This window comes from Imbroritus primus (assembly GCF_964332355.1).
Taxonomy (GTDB): Bacteria; Pseudomonadota; Gammaproteobacteria; order Burkholderiales; family Burkholderiaceae; genus Imbroritus; species Imbroritus primus.
Map to the genome: position 1 here is coordinate 2493163 of NZ_OZ201293.1, position 14611 is coordinate 2507773.

At 65.6% G+C, this 14611-nt stretch carries 16 protein-coding genes; 13 read left to right on the top strand and 3 right to left on the bottom strand.

Annotation, left to right across the window (positions count from 1 at the left end; genetic code table 11):
* Positions 1-265 precede the first annotated feature (265 nt).
* The 8 genes from ACQ3C8_RS11440 (at position 266) to ggt (ending at position 7363) form a co-directional block, all read left to right on the top strand.
* Positions 266-889, top strand: coding sequence for a MotA/TolQ/ExbB proton channel family protein (locus tag ACQ3C8_RS11440; RefSeq protein WP_009523351.1), 624 nt, complete (start codon positions 266-268; stop codon positions 887-889).
* A gap of 13 nt (positions 890-902) precedes the next feature.
* The gene (locus ACQ3C8_RS11445) at positions 903-1328 is read left to right on the top strand and encodes an ExbD/TolR family protein (protein ID WP_009523352.1); all 426 of its coding nucleotides are present in this window, start codon (positions 903-905) and stop codon (positions 1326-1328) included.
* Between the two features lie 2 nt (positions 1329-1330).
* A complete protein-coding gene (lpxK, locus tag ACQ3C8_RS11450) occupies positions 1331-2422 on the top strand; it encodes a tetraacyldisaccharide 4'-kinase (RefSeq protein WP_428851647.1) in 1092 nt (363 codons plus the stop codon).
* On the top strand, positions 2415-2633 hold the full coding sequence (locus ACQ3C8_RS11455; protein WP_037030463.1) for a Trm112 family protein: 219 nt from the start codon (positions 2415-2417) through the stop codon (positions 2631-2633). The genes lpxK and ACQ3C8_RS11455 overlap by 8 nt, the downstream gene beginning before the upstream one ends.
* A gap of 11 nt (positions 2634-2644) precedes the next feature.
* Complete coding sequence (kdsB, locus tag ACQ3C8_RS11460) at positions 2645-3433, top strand: 3-deoxy-manno-octulosonate cytidylyltransferase (protein WP_428851648.1); 789 nt, start codon at positions 2645-2647, stop codon at positions 3431-3433.
* A 385-nt stretch (positions 3434-3818) separates the two neighbouring features.
* Entirely contained in the window at positions 3819-4484 is a 666-nt protein-coding gene (gene adk, locus ACQ3C8_RS11465; protein ID WP_009523356.1) for an adenylate kinase, read from the top strand.
* Between the two features lie 228 nt (positions 4485-4712).
* Positions 4713-5471 (top strand): 3-hydroxyacyl-CoA dehydrogenase, encoded by a 759-nt coding sequence (locus tag ACQ3C8_RS11470; protein ID WP_428851649.1) that lies wholly within the window; start codon positions 4713-4715, stop codon positions 5469-5471.
* Positions 5472-5479: 8 nt separating this feature from the next.
* The gene (ggt, locus tag ACQ3C8_RS11475; protein WP_428851650.1) at positions 5480-7363 is read left to right on the top strand and encodes a gamma-glutamyltransferase; all 1884 of its coding nucleotides are present in this window, start codon (positions 5480-5482) and stop codon (positions 7361-7363) included.
* 22 nt (positions 7364-7385) lie between these two features.
* Here the strand turns inward: ggt and ACQ3C8_RS11480 are convergent, their stop codons facing one another.
* Complete coding sequence (locus tag ACQ3C8_RS11480; RefSeq protein WP_428851651.1) at positions 7386-8843, bottom strand: N-acetylmuramoyl-L-alanine amidase; 1458 nt, start codon at positions 8841-8843, stop codon at positions 7386-7388.
* On the bottom strand, positions 8837-9361 hold the full coding sequence (gene tsaE / locus ACQ3C8_RS11485; protein ID WP_428851652.1) for a tRNA (adenosine(37)-N6)-threonylcarbamoyltransferase complex ATPase subunit type 1 TsaE: 525 nt from the start codon (positions 9359-9361) through the stop codon (positions 8837-8839). The genes ACQ3C8_RS11480 and tsaE overlap by 7 nt, the downstream gene beginning before the upstream one ends.
* 16 nt (positions 9362-9377) lie before the next feature.
* Between tsaE and queG the strand changes: the two genes are divergently transcribed.
* Positions 9378-10490 (top strand): tRNA epoxyqueuosine(34) reductase QueG, encoded by a 1113-nt coding sequence (queG, locus tag ACQ3C8_RS11490; RefSeq protein ID WP_428851653.1) that lies wholly within the window; start codon positions 9378-9380, stop codon positions 10488-10490.
* Here queG and ACQ3C8_RS11495 read toward each other — a convergent pair.
* Complete coding sequence (locus tag ACQ3C8_RS11495) at positions 10483-11376, bottom strand: AEC family transporter (protein ID WP_428851654.1); 894 nt, start codon at positions 11374-11376, stop codon at positions 10483-10485. The genes queG and ACQ3C8_RS11495 overlap by 8 nt on opposite strands.
* A 125-nt stretch (positions 11377-11501) precedes the next feature.
* Here ACQ3C8_RS11495 and ACQ3C8_RS11500 point away from each other — a divergent pair, with 125 nt between their 5' ends.
* The 4 genes from ACQ3C8_RS11500 (at position 11502) to xerD (ending at position 14611) form a co-directional block, all read left to right on the top strand.
* On the top strand, positions 11502-12116 hold the full coding sequence (locus tag ACQ3C8_RS11500) for a chalcone isomerase family protein (protein WP_428853070.1): 615 nt from the start codon (positions 11502-11504) through the stop codon (positions 12114-12116).
* A gap of 80 nt (positions 12117-12196) precedes the next feature.
* Positions 12197-13165 carry a tripartite tricarboxylate transporter substrate binding protein BugE gene (locus ACQ3C8_RS11505; RefSeq protein WP_009523364.1) on the top strand — a complete coding sequence of 323 codons (969 nt, stop codon included), beginning with the start codon at positions 12197-12199 and terminating at the stop codon, positions 13163-13165.
* A 76-nt stretch (positions 13166-13241) separates the two neighbouring features.
* Positions 13242-13721, top strand: a complete 480-nt coding sequence (locus tag ACQ3C8_RS11510) for a methylated-DNA--[protein]-cysteine S-methyltransferase (protein WP_009523365.1) — start codon at positions 13242-13244, stop codon at positions 13719-13721.
* Complete coding sequence (gene xerD / locus ACQ3C8_RS11515) at positions 13718-14611, top strand: site-specific tyrosine recombinase XerD (RefSeq protein ID WP_009523366.1); 894 nt, start codon at positions 13718-13720, stop codon at positions 14609-14611. The genes ACQ3C8_RS11510 and xerD overlap by 4 nt, the downstream gene beginning before the upstream one ends.

Sequence of the window (14611 nt, forward strand, 5' to 3'; positions counted from 1 at the left end):
AAATAGGCGCACCTCTGCGCATCTTTTAAAATCATCGGGTTAGGTCACTTGTCCGGGACTTGTCCACATGCCATCCACAGTGCTGTCCGCCACACTTGTGGAAAGCCGGGACCGCTGCTGTCTTGCCCCGATGCACACCGCGCGGTAGAGTGCACCCTGTTTTGTGCACCGCAGGCGCGTGTCAACCGTGTCATGCGTGCCCGTGCCGGATGGCGTTCCGCGAGCGTAATCCGACGCGTCCGCTCACCATCCGACCGAGGTTCCCGTGTTCGCCATCATCCAAGCCGCCGGCTGGCCCATCTGGCCGCTGCTCCTGGCCTCCGTCATTGCCCTGGCGCTGATCGTCGAGCGCTTTGTCTCGCTGCAACGCAAGAAGATCCTGCCCGCCCGCCTGTATGAAGAAGCCTTGCAGGTCGCGCATCAGCGCCGCGCAACGCCGGAAGTCGTGAATACGCTGGAACAGAATTCCCCGCTTGGCCGCGTGCTGGCTGCCGGCCTGCGCCATGTGGTTCTACATCCACACACCACGCGCGACGCCGCGAAGGAAGCGGTGGAAGAAGCCGGCCGTCGCGTGGCGCATCAGCTCGAACGGTATCTCAATGCCCTCGGCACCATCGCCGCAGTCGCACCATTGCTGGGCCTGCTTGGCACGGTCATCGGCATGATCGAGATCTTCGGCAGCCAGTCGGCAGGCGGCAGTACCAATCCGCAACAACTGGCGCACGGTATCTCGATCGCCTTGTACAACACCGCCTTCGGCCTGATCGTGGCGATTCCCGCCCTGATCGCGTGGCGTCACTTCCGCCGTACAGTGGACGACTACGTGGCAGAGCTGGAGCATCGCGCCACCATGTATCTCGACGCGATCCTGCCGGTCCGGCACGGCTGAACGGACGGACCGCATGCGATTCCGTCCACATGCCCGGCGCGAAGAACCGGAAATCAACCTGATTCCGCTGATCGACGTGCTGCTGGTGATCCTGATCTTCCTGATGGTCACCACCACTTATTCGAAATACACCGAACTGCAGATCCAGCTGCCGACTGCCGACACGGAGCGCGCACAGGAACGTCCGCGCGAGATTGTCATGGGCATCAGTGCAGGCGGCGATTACTCCATCGACCGCAAGCGCATCGACAACCCTTCCGTCGCGACCCTGGCGTCCGCCCTCGGTGCCGCCCGGCAGGCGGCTAGCGGCGAGCCCGTACTGATCATCAGTGCGGATGCGCAGGCCGCCCACCAGATGGTAGTCACTGCCATGCAGGCCGCGCGTGAAGCGGGGCTCGACCGGCTGACCTTTGCCGCGCAAACGCAAACAGCCCGCTGATCATGCCCAACGCCCAGCCGACATCGCGCCCGGCCTTCCGCACCACGCTGGGTACGCGCATCAGCACCTTCATTACGCGGCAATGGCAGCGACGCGGCGTCCTGGCCTGGTCCCTGCTGCCGCTCGGCCTGCTGTTTCGCCTGATCGCCAGCGTGCGCCGCGTGGCATACCGGCGTGGCTGGCTGAGGTCGATACGTGTCCCGGTGCCCGTGGTGATCGTCGGCAACGTGACGGTCGGCGGAGCAGGCAAGACACCGGCCGTGATCGCGCTCGTGCAGGGCCTGCTGGCCGCCGGACTGCGGCCGGGGGTGATTTCACGCGGCTACGGCGTGACACTCGAACGCCCGCGCCAGGTCAAGCCCGCCACGCCAGCCGGCGAGGTCGGCGACGAACCGTTGCTGATCGCCCGCGCCACGGGTGTGCCGGTGTGGGTATTTCCGGACCGCGTGGTCTGCGCACAGACCCTGCTGGCCTGCCACGCCAGTTGCAATGTGCTGGTGTGCGATGACGGCCTGCAGCATTACCGGTTGCAGCGCGATGTGGAAATCGTGGTGTTCGATAGCCGCCTCGGCGGCAACGGCTTGCCACTGCCGGCCGGACCGCTGCGCGAACCGCTGGACCGCCCGCGCGATGCCACGCTGATGAATGACCCACACTTCATCGCTACACCTGACCGGCCCGGTACATTCGGTATGCGTCTGCTGCCCGACGACGCCTGGCAGCTCAGCGATCCGCTGCTGCGCAAACCGCTGCCTGCCTTTGCCGGGCAGCGCGTCTTCGCTGCGGCGGGCATTGGCCATCCGGAACGCTTCTTCGCCACCATACGCAGCGCCGGCCTGCAGCCGGACACGCTCGCCCTCCCGGATCATTACGATTTTTCGGCCGACCCTTTTGTCACGCCGGCGGCCGAACAGGCCGACGTCATCCTGATCACCGAAAAGGATGCCGTAAAATGCGAGCATCTGACTGATCCGCGCATCTGGGTCGTCCCGACGACGCCGGTCATCGATGCCGGCCTGATCGATCTGGTGCGCGACCGCGTGGCAGCCCATGGCGCTGCCCGCGACCCCGCTCAAGGAACCCACCATGGATAACCGGCTGCTCGAAATCCTCGTCTGCCCGCTCTGCAAGAGCAAGCTCGAATATGACCGTAACGCCCAGGAACTGATCTGTCATGCCGACAAGCTCGCCTACCCGATCCGTGATGGCATTCCCGTCATGCTGGCCGACGAGGCCCGCCAGACGGTGCCAGGCCGCGTGGTGACCCCGGTCGATCCCGTCGATCCGGCCCCGCCCGCCGCGTAATGCCAACTGCCATGGCGCATGTTCCGTTCTCCGTCATCATCCCGGCGCGCATGGCCTCGACCCGCCTGCCGGGCAAGCCACTCGCCGACATCGCCGGCAAGCCAATGGTCGTGCGCGTGGCTGAGCGCGCACACCGCGCCTCCGCCACGCGCGTGGTGGTCGCCACCGATGACGACGATGTCGTCACCGCCTGCCGCGCCAATGCCATCGAAGTCGTGATGACGCGTGCCGACCATCCGTCCGGTACCGACCGCCTGGCTGAAGTGGTCGAGCGCCTGGCCCTGCCCGACGACGAACTGGTCGTGAATGTGCAGGGCGACGAGCCGCTCATCGCACCCGCGCTCATCGACGCCGTCGCCCAGCAACTCGCGCAGCGCAGCGAATGTGCCATCTCGACCGCCGCCCATGCAATCACGTCTCCAGAAGACATCTTCAATCCGAACGTGGTCAAGGTTGTGCTCGACCAGGCCGGCCGCGCCCACTATTTTTCCCGCGCGCCCATTCCGTGGTACCGCGACGGCTGGGCAGCCGACGCCAGCCCGGCGGCGCGCCCGCTGCCGCCTACCCCTGTGTACCGGCACATCGGCATCTACGCCTATCGCTGCGGTTTCCTGCGGCGTTATCCGACGCTTGCCGTGGCACCCACGGAAGCCGCCGAGTCGCTCGAACAGCTGCGCGCCATGTGGCATGGGGAGCGCATCGCCGTGATGATCTCGGATGCCCCGCCCGCGCCGGGCATCGATACGCCGGACGATCTCGCCTATGTGCGGGCCCACTGGGCGGAACTGTCGGCACGCTGAAACCGGAACGCAGCGCCCGTGGCGCGGCGCCGTGACGGTTTGCGGCAGGGCGCCGTACCGCGAGATTCGGCGGAAAAACGAGCCGGTCGTGGCATAATGTCGGCAAATGACAGCGCCCCCACCGGGCGCTCCTGGAAGCGCGCGCGGAATGCATGCTGCCGGGCAGCCTGACCGGATGTCGTCGCAAACGACTCCGAGCGAGCCCATGGCGCCCTGCGACACCCGCATCGTTCAGCACGTGTTTCAACGGGAAAGCAGGCATTGCGTCACTGTGCCGATCCACAGACGCATGCGCCGGTAAGGATCACGTCAAGTTCGTGCGCTACCCTCTGACCGCTCCCCGTAGGCAACACCCGAATTCAAAAAACCCTGAGGACTGTTCATCATGCGTTTGATCCTGTTGGGCGCACCCGGCGCCGGCAAAGGCACGCAAGCCCAATTCATTTGCGAAAAATTCGGCATCCCGCAGATTTCCACCGGCGACATGCTGCGTGCCGCGGTCAAGGCCGGCACCCCGCTCGGCGTGGAAGCCAAGAAAGTCATGGACGCGGGCGGTCTGGTGTCCGACGACATCATCATCGGCCTGGTCAAGGATCGCCTGCAGCAGCCCGACTGCCAGAAAGGCTACCTGTTCGACGGCTTCCCGCGCACCATCCCGCAGGCGCAGGCCATGAAGGATGCCGGCGTGGCCATCGACTACGTGCTGGAGATCGACGTGCCGTTCGACGCCATCATCGAACGCATGAGCGGCCGTCGCGTGCACGTGGCCTCGGGCCGCACCTATCACGTCAAGTACAACCCGCCCAAGCAGGCCGGCCTGGACGACGCGACCGGCGAAGCCCTGATCCAGCGCGACGACGACAAGGAAGAGACTGTGCGCAAGCGTCTCGACGTGTATGCGCAGCAAACCCGCCCGCTGGTGGACTACTACTCCAACTGGGCCAAGGAAGGCAGCCCGGCCGGTAGCGTGCAGGCCCCGCAGTATCGCAAGATCAGCGGCATGGGTTCGGTCGAGGAAATCACCGGACGCGTGTTCGAGGCGCTCAAGTAAGCTACCTGCGATGCCGGCTCTAACCGGCATCCCTGAAAAAGCGGCTATCCAGGCCGCTTTTTTTGTGCCCGCTGTTTGTGCCCGCTGTTTGTGCCCACGTTGTACCTGCTTTCCCTGTCAGCTCCACGCACTGCCAGGAGCATATTGCCGCTGTAGCTTCGCAACATACCGGCGCGCCCGCCATGCCGCTACAATCACAGGATCCACGAATGTCTTGCGAGGACTGGCATGGAAATCGGCAACCATGTGTTCATCATCACCGGCGGCGCATCGGGCCTCGGTGAAGCCACGGCCCGCATGATCGCCGCGCAAGGCGGGCTTCCCGTGATTGCAGATCTCCGGCAGGACGCGGGCAGGCATCTGGCCCGGGAGTTGGGCGGGCGCTTCGTCACCTGTGATGTCACCTCCGCCGACGACGCGCAGCGCGCCGTCGATGCCGCGATTTCCGCCGGCACGCTGGGCGGCCTGATCAACTGCGCGGGCATCGCCCCGGCCATGCGCACGGTCGGCAAGCAGGGACCGCATACACTGGATCTGTTCGAACGCGTGATCGCCGTGAATCTGACCGGCACGTTCAATATGATCCGGCTCGCGGCCGCAGCCATGGCCGCCAATACACCGAATGCGCAAGGTGAGCGTGGCGTGATCGTCAACACGGCGTCCGTCGCCGCCTTCGACGGGCAGATCGGCCAGGCAGCCTACGCGGCCTCCAAGGGCGGCATCGTCGCCATGACGCTGGCCATCGCCCGCGATCTGGCGCGGGATGGCATCCGCTGCGTGACCATCGCCCCGGGCATCTTCGAGACGCCGATGCTGCTCGGCATGCCCGAAGAAGTGCAGGCCGCACTCGGCGCAGCCGTCCCGTTCCCGCCCCGTGCCGGCAAGCCGGCGGAGTATGCGCAGCTGGTGCAATCGATTCTCGCGAATGCCATGCTGAATGGCGAAACCATCCGCCTCGATGGCGCGATTCGCATGCCGCCGAAGTAATCCACGCCATGCGCGCCACGCCCGCCCCCTCGCACACTGCATCCCTGTTCCACGTGCCGGCCTTGATCAGGCAATTGCGATCCGTGCTGCTGGCCGCCTGCTGCGCGATAAGCGCCAGCGTATCGGCCCAGCCTGCTGTCGACCCCGAAGGATTCTCTGGCTGGACCGACAAGCCAGGTTGGTACCATACCCGCGACATGATCGTTGCGGCGCATCCGCTGGCAGCGGCCGCCGGCCAGCAGATCCTGCAGGATGGCGGCAGCGCGATTGACGCAGCGATTGCCGCGCAACTGGTCCTCGCGCTGGTCGAACCGCAATCCTCGGGGCTCGGTGGTGGCGGCTTCCTGCTGCATGCCCATGGCGCATCGGTCCAGGCCTACGACGGCCGCGAGACCGCGCCTGCGGCCGCAACGCCGGCCCTGTTCCAGGAAACCAGCGGGCAACCGATGCGCTTCTTTGCCGCCGTGGTCGGCGGCCGGTCCGTCGGCGTGCCCGGCCTGTTGCGCATGCTCGAGCAAGCGCACCGCGAACATGGGCGACTGCCCTGGAAAACGCTTTTCCAGCCGGCCATCCGCCTGGCTGAGCAGGGTTTTCCTGTGGGGCAGCGGCTCGCGACGCTGCTGCGGCAGGAACGCTACCTGGCCGACGACCCGGAGGCACGCGCCTATTTTTTTAGCCCCGACGGCACGCCGCGCGCAGCCGGCACGGTGCTGCGCAATCCGGCGCTGGCGCATACGCTACGGGCCATCGCCGCAGGCGGTGCCGATGTCTTCTATACCGGCAACATTGCGCGCGATATCGTGCGCAAGGTCCGCAATCATCCACGTAATCCTGGCATGCTGAGCACCGAGGACATGGCGCGCTACCAGGCCGTCCGCCGCATGCCGATCTGCGCGCCGTACCGGCAGTGGCGCGTATGCGGCATGCCGCCGCCATCGTCCGGCGGACTGGCGGTCGCGCAAATCCTCGGCATGCTGGAAGCCCTGCCGCCCGAATGGCAGATCGACCGCTATCCGCCGCAGCGCGAAGTCGGCCGTCTGGTGCCGGACCCGATGGCAGTCCATCTCATTTCCGAAGCCGAGCGGCTGGCCTACGCTGACCGGGCACGCTATGTCGGCGACCCGGCACGCACCGCACCACCGGGCGGAACCTGGTCGAGCCTGATCGCGCCGGACTACCTGAAGCAGCGTGCCACAGCCATCACGGAACGCAGCATGGGCCAGGCCATGGCGGGCATGCCGGATGGTACGCCGCCAGTGCCTGCCGGGCTGCCTGACGACAGTCTCGAATTGCCCTCGACCACCCATCTGGTCGTCGTGGACCAGTACGGCAACAGCGTGTCGATGACCACCTCGATCGAGAACCAGTTCGGCGCCCGCCTGATGGTGCGCGGCTTTCTGCTCAACAACCAGTTGACGGACTTCGCCTTCAGCGCGACGCAGAATGGCAGACCTGTCGCCAACCGCGTGGAGGGCGGCAAGCGACCACGTTCGTCGATGGCGCCGACGCTGGTGTTCGAGCGCGACAGCAACCGGCTCGTCCTCGCGCTCGGCTCGCCCGGCGGCTCGGCCATCATTCCGTATGTGGTAAAGACGCTGGTCGGGACGCTGGACTGGGGCCTCGACCTGCAAAGCGCGATTGCACTGCCCAATTTCGGTTCGCGCAACGGCCCGACCGAACTCGAGGCCGACCGCTTTCCGGCCGATCTGCAGGAAGCCCTGCGCATGCGCGGCCATACGCTGCGCATCGCGCAGCTGGTCTCTGGCGTGCATGGCATCGCACGTACCACGCAGGGAGACGAGGTTCGCTGGTTCGGCGCGGCCGACCCGCGCCGCGAGGGGATCGCGGCGGGTAACGACATGGGCAGCGCAAGCGTCCCGTCGTCGCGTTAAACGCTTAGCTGGTCAATCTCGGTTAGACGGACGGGCTGCGCGCCAGCGGCGGGTTCTTGGCGAAGTAGGCGCGGATGCCGCGCAGGATGGCATCGGCCAGCGCCTCCTGGTGGGCGCTGTCGTTGAGCTTGGCCTCTTCCTCGGGATTGCTGATGAAGGCCGTCTCGATCAGGATCGACGGAATGTCCGGCGCCTTTAGCACGGCAAAGCCGGCCTGCTCGACATCGCGCTTGTGCAGCCGGTGCATGCCGCCGATCTGGTCGAGCACGGCGCGGCCGACCTTGAGGCTGTCGTTGATCTGCGCGGTGGTGGAGAGATCGAGCAGCACCTTGGCGACCTGCACATCCTTGGAGCCCACATTGGCGCCACCGATCTGGTCGGACGCGTTCTCGCGGTTCGCCATCCAGCGCGCCGCGGCACTCGATGCGCCGCGCTCGGACAGGGCGAATACCGAGGCGCCACGCGCCTCCGGCGACATGAAGGCGTCGGCGTGGATCGATACGAACAGGTCGGCCTGCACGCGCCGGGCCTTCTGCACACGCACATTGAGCGGCACGAAGTAGTCGCCGTCGCGCGTCAGCATGGAGCGCATGTCCGGCTGGGCATCGATCTTCTGGCGCAGGCGCTTGGCAATCGCCAGCACGATGTTTTTCTCGTACGATCCGCCGCGCCCGATGGCGCCTGGATCTTCGCCACCATGGCCCGGATCGAGCGCCACGGTCAGCAGCCGGCGCACCTTGAGCGGAGCCGGCGCGGGTGTGTTGCGCGCCACTGGCGGCGTGGACGGCTTGGGCTCAGGGACGGTGCGCGGCATCGGCACCACGGCCGGTGGCGTCACCGCAGCCAGCGGCGGCGTACCCTTGTGGCCGGGCAGCGGCTCGCCGGCATGCTTGCGCGCCAGTTCGGCGATCAGGTCTTCTCCGTCGGCCGGCTCGGTCAGACTCGAGGTCAGGCGACGCTGCTTTTCTTCCGTGGCCTGCACCAGCTTCCACAAAGGATCGGGCGGATTGACGGGATACAGGTCAAACACCAGGCGATGCTGGTAGCCGGCGATCGGCAGGAGCGTAAAGACCTGCGGCGCGACGCCTTCCTTGAGGTCGAACACCAGCCGCACCACGCGCGGACTATTCTGGCCGACGCGCACGGTGCGGATATACGGATCGTTGGGCGTGACCTTGGCGACCAGTTCGCGCAGCGTGGGATTGAGCTCCAGGCCATCGACATCGATGACCAGCCGATCCGGCCCCGTCACGAGCGTATGTGTGGCCTTGAGCGGTGTGTCGGATTCAATGGTGACGCGGGTGTATTCCTCGGCGGGCCACATGCGCACCGCGACGATGGAGGCGCCGAATGCCAGTTGCGGGCCGGTGAGCGTGAGCACCACGGCGCCAGCGCCGACCTTCATGCCGCGCGCCAGCAAGCGGCGTCGCATCAGGTCGGGCGCATCAGGATAGGTCAGGTTCGAGCGCTTGATCAGCATGCGTGCAACAGTTCAGTCCCGGTTGAAGTATAGGCGCATGCGCGCAATGCGCGCATTTCCGTGCCATCCTCGGCTCCGCCGCCCTGGTCCTGCACTTGGAGCCAGAGATGCAGGTCTGGTTCCCCCAACAGGCCCGCAGCCTTCTCGGGCCACTCGATCAGGCACACGGCCGGCTCGGCCAGCAGGTCGCCGAATCCGGCATCGATCCACTCCTCTGCCTCGGCGAAACGATACAGGTCGAAGTGGTACACCGTGAGCGGCGTGCCGTCATCGCGCTGCAACGCATAGGGTTCGCACAGCGTATAGGTCGGGCTGCGTACGCGCCCGGCATGGCCGAGCGCGCGCAAGATGGCTCGGCTCAGGGTGGTCTTGCCCGCGCCCAGGTCGCCGGACAACTGGATCTGCACCGGCCGCGGCGATAGTGCACGCAGCGCCGCGGCCAGCCGGGCGCCCCAGGCATCGGTAGCAGCCATATCGGCTAGCGACCATTGACGGACAACGGAACAGGGCTCAGTCATTGCGTACAATTCCGGCATGCCTCACGCCACCGAACCGCCCCGCTACGACCCGATCGTCCTGGTCGCGCAAATCCGCGACTGGGGTCAGGCGCTGGGCTTCGACCGTGTGCAGATCGCCGACATCGACCTCGGCGATGCGGAAGCGGGCCTGCTGGCGTGGCTGGAAAAAGGATTTCATGGCAGCATGGATTATATGGCGAACCATGGCCTGAAGCGCGCCCGGCCCGCCGAACTGGTACCCGGCACGGTACGCGCCATCGTCGCGCGCATGCCCTATCTACCCATCGACACGCCGCCCGACTGGCGCGACCGTGAACAGCAACGCCTGATGCAACCGGGCGAAGCCGTCGTCTCGCTGTATGCGCGCGGACGCGACTATCACAAGGTGCTGCGCAGTCGCCTGCAGCAACTGGCGGATCGCATCGCCGACGCTATCGGTCCCTTCGGCTACCGCGTGTTCACAGACTCGGCGCCGGTCATGGAAGTGGCGCTTGCCACGCGCGGCGGCCTGGGCTGGCGCGGCAAGCATACGCTGCTGCTGGACCGCGATGCTGGCTCGATGTTCTTCCTTGGCGAAATCCTCATCGACCTGCCACTGCCCGCAGACCCGCCGTCCGAGCCGCATTGCGGGACGTGTACGCGCTGCCTGGATGTCTGCCCGACACAGGCCATCGTCGCACCATACGTCCTCGATGCGCGGCGCTGCATCTCCTACCTGACCATCGAACATCCCGGCAGTATTCCCGAAGCACTGCGCGCCCCGCTGGGCAACCGCATCTACGGTTGTGACGACTGCCAGACGGTGTGCCCCTGGAACAAGTTTGCCCGTTGCGCGACGCTGCCCGATTTCGATGTGCGGCATGCACTCGACAGCAGCACGCTGCTCGAACTTTTTGCCTGGGATGCGGACGCGTTCTCGCGTCACCTCGAAGGCAGCCCGATCCGGCGTATTGGTCACGAACGCTGGTTGCGCAATCTTGCCGTTGCATTGGGCAATGCATTGCGGAGCGAGACAGACTCGGCGCATGCAGCGGCCATGCGCGCTGCGCTGCAGGCGCGCTTGACGCATCCCTCTCCGCTGGTGCGCGAACATGTGCAATGGGCGCTGGATCAGTCGCCCGTCACATAATCAGCGCCAGCCAGAGCGGCATCGTGATGACTGCACACAACGTCATGATCGAGACCACCGTTGCCACCAGCACACCGTTGCCACCAAGCCGCACCGCCAGGATATAGGCGTTGGTCGCGGTCGGCAGCGACGCAAACAGGACCGCGATCTGCAATTGCAACTGCGTCAGCGGAAAGTAGCGCGCCGCGAAGTAGGCAAAGGCAGGCATGGCAAGCAGCTTGACAGCGGTCCACCAGGCAACGATGCCGTACGGCACGCTCGCGCCCGTCAGCTGCAGCCCGGCGCCCACCGCCATCAACCCGAGGGCCGTGGAAGCGGAGCCAAGACGGCCGAGCACCATGGCAAGCACCTCCGGCATTTGCAGGCCGAGCAGGTTGGCGGCCGTGCCCAGTACCGTCGCCAGGATCAGCGGGTTGCGCAGGAGTTCGCGCCACACGCTCACGCTCGAGGTACGGGACAGCTGCCACACGGCAATGACATTGACGAGCGGCACGACGCAACCCTGGATCAGCGCCATCAGCGCAACGCCCTGCTCACCGCCCACGCGGGCCGCGACGGCGAGCGCGATGTAGCCATTGAAACGAAACGCGGTCTGCAGCCCCGACGCGAAGTCCAGCGGATCGGGACGAAACATCCATCGCCCCGCATACCCCAGGATCACGCCAATCCCTGTGGTCAGCACCGCCAGGCCGAGCATGGCCGGGGTACTGGAGAAGTCGAATGCTGCGCGACTGGTCGCATAGAACAGCATCGCAGGGAACAGGACGTAGTAGGCAAGTTTTTCAACACCGGACCAGAACTGCCGGTCGAAGGAAGTGTACCGGACCAGCAGCCAGCCGATCAGAATCAGGCTGAGATCCGGGACGAGCAGGAGGGCGGATTGCATGCGCGCGAAGGAAAAGGAAGAAATGCGATAGTCCGCAAAGCGCGGATACATACGCTAGGGGCGAATACTGATTGGTATTTTCCCAGAATTCCGCAACCATGGACCAAAGTTTCCAGGAACGCCCGATGCCGCATCCCGATCCGTTGTCCCGTGTGCCCGCGCTGCTCCGCCGGTTGGCGGCGCTGACCATCCTTCTGGGGGGGATGGCATTGGCCGCCCCAGGGATGGCGGCCGAGGTCGAAGGACAACGCTTTGACGAGACGGTACAACTGGCGTCAAAAGATCTGCAGCTGAATGGCGTGGGCATGCGCACGGTGTTCCTGATCAAGGCCTACGCTGCCGGATTGTATCTGCCGGAAAAAGCGCGCAATGCCGCCGTGGTACTGGGTATGGGCGGGGCAAAGCGCCTGCAGATCCGCCCCTTGCGCGAGGTTGAGGCCGACACCTTCATCAAGGCGCTCAACGAGGGCATCCACAAGAACCATTCCGAAGCACAGATCAGCAAGCTGAACAGTCGCCTCGATCAGCTCAGCGAAACGCTGCGCACGCTCGGCAAGGCGCAGAAGGGCGATACAATCAATTTCGATTTTGCCCCGGAGTCCGGCACGCTGATTACGATCAATGGCGCGGCCAAGGGCAAACCGATCCCAGGCGAAGATTTCTACCAGGCGGTCCTGCGGATCTTCATCGGCGACCAGCCGGTGGACCGGGACCTCAAGCGTGGCCTGCTGGGCAACTGATTCTCCTGCCCCGCCAGCACGCCCTCTCGACATCTGCCGCGCGCGGCAGACTGTTTAACCTTTGACGGAGAAACCCGCTCATGACAATGAAAAAACTGGCACTGGCCATCGCATTGGCGGCCGCCGCGACAGCGGCGCAGGCGCAAAGCTATCCGACCCGTCCCATCAAACTGATCATCCCGTTCCCGCCGGGTGGCGCGACCGATATCGTGGGCCGTGGCGTCGCCGACCAGATGAGCAAGGTACTCGGTCAGGCCGTGGTGGTCGAAAACCGTGGCGGTGGCGGCGGCTCGATCGGTGCGGATGTCGTCGCCAAGGCCCCACCCGATGGCTACACCATCGGGGTCTCCACGGTCTCGACCCATGCGGTCAACCCCGCCTGCAACCCCAAGCTGCCGTACAACCCGGTCAAGGACTTCAAGCCGATCACCAACATGGCCAACGTGGCCAACGTGATTACCGTCAACCCCAATTTCCCGGCCAAGAACTACAAGGAATTCCTCGCGCTGCTCAAGGCCAATCCGGGCAAATATTCGTACGCCACGTCCGGCACCTGCGGCTTCGGCCATATGCTGGGCGAGCAGTTCAAGGTCGCCACCAAGACCTTCATGGTCCACATCCCGTATCGTGGCGCGGGCCCGGCGCTGAATGACGTGCTTGCCGGACAGGTACCGATCATGGCCGACAACCTGCCAGCCTCCATGCCGCACATCAAGGCCGGCAAACTGCGCCCGATCGTGGTCGCCTGGAACAAGCGCATCGATTCGCTGCCCGATGTGCCGACCTTCGCCGAACTTGGCCTGAAAGAACCGAACGACCCGGCCTGGTATGGCCTGGTGGCACCGGCCGGTACACCTGACGAAATCATCAAGGTGCTGAACGAGGCTGCCGTCAAGGCGCTGCATGACAAGGGCCTGGCCGACCGCCTGCGCCAGGCAGGGGCAGAACCGTCCGGCAACAGTCCGGCAGAACACGCTGCGGAAATCAAGAAAGAGTACGAGAAGATGCAGCGCCTCGTGAAGGTGCAGAACATCAAGCTCGAGCAGTAAGCACACAGATCCGCCACGCGCGGCCGGAGACCGGCTGTGCTAGATTGGAGGCATCTTCGGATGCCTCTTTTTCATCATGAACCGTCATTTCGATGCTGTGCTGCCTGCCCCATTCGGCAAGGTGGGTGTGCGGATCGCCGAAGGCATGGTGCGCGAGCTCGTGTACCTGCCGGACAGCATGCCGGACCAGGCGCCCAGCTGCGCACTGACGCGCAAGGTGGCGCGCCAGCTCGATGCCTACTACGCCAACCCGGATGCGGTCTTTACGCTGCCGCTCGCCCCGGCCGGCACGGCATTCCAGCAACAGGTATGGAACCGCATCAGCGCGGTGCCGCGGGGCGCCGTGACCACCTACGGCGCCATCGCCCGCAACATCGGCAGCGCGCCGCGCGCGGTGGGGCAGGCCTGTGGCGCGAACTGGTATCCCATCGTGATTCCGTGCCATCGGGTCGTGTCTGCTGCGGGCATCGGCGGCTTCGCCAATCACGATGCGGACGGCTTCTTCCTCGACGTGAAGCGCTGGCTGCTGCGCCATGAAGGCGTGATGCTGACATGAGTGGCAGCACCGTGATCGATACTTTCTGTGACGCCCTGTGGCTGGAGGACGGACTGTCGCGCAACACGCTCGACGCCTACCGCCGTGACCTGCGCGCGCTCGACGCCTGGCTCGCCGAACACACGAGCACCGCACTCTGCTCGGTCACGCCAACCGAACTCAACCAGTACTTCGCCGCGCGCCACGCGCAGACCCGCGCCTCGTCCGCCAACCGGCGGCTGACCGTGTTCAAGCGTTTCTACCGCTGGGCGATCCGCGAGCGCCTCGTCGCCGGCGATCCATGCCAGTTGCTGCCCACCGCACGCCAGACGGCGCGCATCCCGAAAACGCTGTCTGAGCAGCAGGTGGAAGCGCTGCTTGCGGCCCCTGCCATCGACACACCGCTCGGCCTGCGCGACCGCGCCATGCTCGAACTGATGTACGCGAGCGGCCTGCGCGTCTCCGAACTGGTGGCGCTCAAGACCATGGAAATCGGCCTGAACGAAGGCGTGGTGCGCATCGCCAATGGCAAGGGCGGCAAGGAACGGTTGGTGCCGTTCGGCGGCGAGGCTGGCGAATGGCTGGCGCGCTATCTCAAGGAAAGCCGCCCGGCCCTGCTCGGCGCGCGCAGCTGCGACGCGCTGTTCGTCACTGCCCGCGGCGGCGGCATGACGCGGCAAACCTTCTGGCATGCAGTCAAGCGCTATGCGCGCCACGCGGATATCCAGGCTCACCTGTCACCGCACACGCTGCGGCACGCCTTCGCCACGCACCTGCTGAACCATGGCGCGGACCTGCGCGTGGTGCAGATGCTGCTCGGCCATGCCGACATCTCGACCACGCAGATCTATACGCACGTGGCGCGCGAACGGCTGCGCGACCTCCACCAACAGCATCACCCACGCGGCTAA

What these genes read in the sequence shown, in the direction of transcription:
- ACQ3C8_RS11445 (WP_009523352.1), top strand. Translation starts at nt 903, where the DNA reads ATGCGATTCCGTCCACATGCCCGGCGCGAAGAACCGGAAATCAACCTG.
- lpxK (WP_428851647.1), top strand. Translation starts at nt 1,331, where the DNA reads ATGCCCAACGCCCAGCCGACATCGCGCCCGGCCTTCCGCACCACGCTG.
- ACQ3C8_RS11455 (WP_037030463.1), top strand. Translation starts at nt 2,415, where the DNA reads ATGGATAACCGGCTGCTCGAAATCCTCGTCTGCCCGCTCTGCAAGAGC.
- kdsB (WP_428851648.1), top strand. Translation starts at nt 2,645, where the DNA reads ATGGCGCATGTTCCGTTCTCCGTCATCATCCCGGCGCGCATGGCCTCG.
- adk (WP_009523356.1), top strand. Translation starts at nt 3,819, where the DNA reads ATGCGTTTGATCCTGTTGGGCGCACCCGGCGCCGGCAAAGGCACGCAA.
- ACQ3C8_RS11470 (WP_428851649.1), top strand. Translation starts at nt 4,713, where the DNA reads ATGGAAATCGGCAACCATGTGTTCATCATCACCGGCGGCGCATCGGGC.
- ggt (WP_428851650.1), top strand. Translation starts at nt 5,480, where the DNA reads ATGCGCGCCACGCCCGCCCCCTCGCACACTGCATCCCTGTTCCACGTG.
- ACQ3C8_RS11480 (WP_428851651.1), bottom strand. Translation starts at nt 8,843, where the DNA reads ATGCTGATCAAGCGCTCGAACCTGACCTATCCTGATGCGCCCGACCTG.
- tsaE (WP_428851652.1), bottom strand. Translation starts at nt 9,361, where the DNA reads ATGACTGAGCCCTGTTCCGTTGTCCGTCAATGGTCGCTAGCCGATATG.
- queG (WP_428851653.1), top strand. Translation starts at nt 9,378, where the DNA reads ATGCCTCACGCCACCGAACCGCCCCGCTACGACCCGATCGTCCTGGTC.
- ACQ3C8_RS11495 (WP_428851654.1), bottom strand. Translation starts at nt 11,376, where the DNA reads ATGCAATCCGCCCTCCTGCTCGTCCCGGATCTCAGCCTGATTCTGATC.
- ACQ3C8_RS11500 (WP_428853070.1), top strand. Translation starts at nt 11,502, where the DNA reads ATGCCGCATCCCGATCCGTTGTCCCGTGTGCCCGCGCTGCTCCGCCGG.
- ACQ3C8_RS11505 (WP_009523364.1), top strand. Translation starts at nt 12,197, where the DNA reads ATGACAATGAAAAAACTGGCACTGGCCATCGCATTGGCGGCCGCCGCG.
- ACQ3C8_RS11510 (WP_009523365.1), top strand. Translation starts at nt 13,242, where the DNA reads ATGAACCGTCATTTCGATGCTGTGCTGCCTGCCCCATTCGGCAAGGTG.
- xerD (WP_009523366.1), top strand. Translation starts at nt 13,718, where the DNA reads ATGAGTGGCAGCACCGTGATCGATACTTTCTGTGACGCCCTGTGGCTG.